At 60.9% G+C, this 2,378-nt stretch carries 2 protein-coding genes and 1 pseudogene; all 3 read right to left on the reverse strand.

Translation table 11 applies throughout. The features are described from left to right. A partial coding sequence (locus tag EN750_RS29695) for a hypothetical protein (protein WP_127398872.1) occupies positions 1-1,244 on the reverse strand: 1,244 nt, incomplete at its 3' end. After that, the gene (locus EN750_RS29700; RefSeq protein ID WP_127398873.1) at positions 1,244-1,768 is read right to left on the reverse strand and encodes a GNAT family N-acetyltransferase; all 525 of its coding nucleotides are present in this window, start codon (positions 1,766-1,768) and stop codon (positions 1,244-1,246) included. The genes EN750_RS29700 and EN750_RS29695, both read right to left, overlap by 1 nt. A gap of 74 nt (positions 1,769-1,842) precedes the next feature. Then, a pseudogene (locus tag EN750_RS29705) lies at positions 1,843-2,378 on the reverse strand (hypothetical protein); the annotation flags it as partial.

The raw sequence follows: 2,378 nt of genomic DNA on the forward strand, positions 1-2,378 counted from the left end.
CCGGCAACCTGTTCGCGGACCGACATTTTTTCATCGATGACCCGGGTGCCCCAGGCATTTTCCCGAACCTGCAACTCGGCAGCCAGACCGCGCTCTTCCGGCGCGGTTTCATCCAGCGCAGCCAGCAGGATCGAGTGGAAAAGCGCTACATAACCGATCTGCCTCAGGCCGCCCACGACCCGCACGCGCGGCAATATGGCAAGAACGAGGAACGTCAAGAACAAGTTCGGCAGCAGCACGCCCTCCAGCAGCGCCTGCTTGAGATGCGCCCGCTCGAACGGGATGGAAAGACCGTTCGGCCTTTCAGGCTCGATCAGGTGCCCGTTCTCGAAAACAAGCTTGCGCACGCGCTCCTCGCGAATGCCCCAGAAATAGGCCGTGGCATTGGGCAGGAATCTGCCAAATGGGCCCGATTCGGTCTCTTGCAGGGTACGTTCGAGACGCTGACGCCTTGCGGGCTCAAGGAGCAGCTTGGAAAGAAGGCTGCCGTCATGGTCCAGATGCCGCGCCACGACGGAAGCCGCGAGCCGGTCATCGATGAACACCGGCCGAGCCATGCCAGAACGATCCCAATCGGCGACCAGATCCTCGTTGAGGTCTGTCAGTGCATCGGCGGCGGTTCCAAACACCTTGTCCTGGCTGGCGAGCAGTGTGCCCAGCCAGCGGCTGGCATCCGTTTCGTCGCCCACCGCTTCGAGCGCCCGCTTGTTGAGGGTGACCGGGCCGGCCGCGCAGGCGCTTTTGCGGCATAGTTTGTGGCGCCCCATGCCAAACAAGTTGACCTTGTCGTCGCCGACATCGAGCCATCCCGGCCCCTCCCGGCCAATTGTCTCCATGGTCATCGTCGTTCCCATGAAGCCGACGAACGCCGACAGCCCGTTTTCGACCGCGCCGAGCCAGGCAAACAGGAGGGCATCGAAGGTGATCCTGTCCATCAGCAGCAGGCAGTGTAGGCCGGACTGGATCACCGGTCTGTGGTCGAATTCTTCAAGGGCCTTGCCGACCTCTTCAGGCTGCATGATCAAATCAAGGCGCTGATGCAGTATATCAAGCAGGATCGAACGGGCAGCGATCGCCGGACCCGAAGCAGGTCTTGCCACCGGCCGCCACAGATGGCGGGCGTATTCGGAAACCGGTGCATTCCAGTTCTGCTCGATATCACGCACGACTTCCGGGCAGAGCAGTGATAGCACTGCCAGAACATCCACCGGAGCCTTAAGGGTCGGATCAAAGTCCCTGGTCATCAGAACCGCAGCCGGGCCATGCTCAGAAGGTCGTGATACCGTCCTTCGGTAAAGCCGGCCTTCACATGCCGGCCTTCGACCTCGAAGCCGTGGCTTGTGTAGAGGCGGATGGCCGGTTCATTGTCGGCATAGACGGTCAATTCGACTCGCTTCAGGGCGCGCCAGTTGTCGGCCACGTCAAGCAGCGCGCCAAGTATGGCAGAGCCGATACCCTTGCCGACAAAGCCATCGTCAAGGCCGATATTGATCTCGCCGATATGCGAACGGCGCGGCGAACCCTGCACGACAAGGCTGCCATGGCCGACGACCTTGCCGTCCAGCTCGGCAACGATCCAGGTGGTTTCCTGGCCGGACTTGGTGATACGCCGTTCTACCTGCTCCACCATCTCGAATGGCACCCTGAGCGTGCCCCAGCGGAAGCCCGGCATGTTGAAGATGGCGCAAAGCGCCTCCGCATCGCTTGGCCGAATGGCCCGGAGTTGCGGCTGGATTTTCTTTGGGAATGGCGAGGTCGTGCTGGTCATGGCTTTCCCGGCAAAGGCAATAGGCCCGGCACGATGCACCGGGCATCATCTGAAAATCCAGCCATCTCATCATCCTATGATGCCGATTGCGCGCTGAAGTACCGGGAGACGGCGTAGAGTTTGAAGATGCCGCTGATTCCGATCCAGCCGAAAAGGGCGAGCCAGCACAATGTTCCCGTCGCCGTCCAGTCGATCCGGTGCATTACGGCCTCGGTGATGACAAGGCCAAGGATGGCAAACAAGCCGACCAGAAACTGCGCCAGACCGAGCACCAGCAACTCTTCGTGCGGCGCGCTTTTCCAGACGAGATATGTGCCGCCCGCTCCGGCGAGGAAGATGGCGCTGTAAACCTGAGCGTGGAAGGCGTCGATCGGCCACGGCCAAAAGCCGCCGAATGTCAGGGGAAACAGCAACAGACCGACGCCATAAAGCCCAAGGATCGCCATTTCCATCGACATATAGCCGCGCCATGCAGAGTTTAAGGTCACGCCCTTTGCGGAAGGACGGCCCCCGGCCCGTAACAGGAACAGCCCGGATACCGCGACCGAAGCAAGATAGACCAAGAACCAGAGCCAGGGCGCTTTCCGCACGAAGTTGAAATAGCCGAGAT

The sequence above is a fragment of the Mesorhizobium sp. M7A.F.Ca.ET.027.03.2.1 genome, assembly GCF_003999175.1.
Taxonomy (GTDB): domain Bacteria; phylum Pseudomonadota; class Alphaproteobacteria; order Rhizobiales; family Rhizobiaceae; genus Mesorhizobium.

Coding starts and splice junctions, on each gene's coding strand:
- EN750_RS29700 (WP_127398873.1), bottom strand. CDS start 1,768: ATGACCAGCACGACCTCGCCATTCCCAAAGAAAATCCAGCCGCAACTC.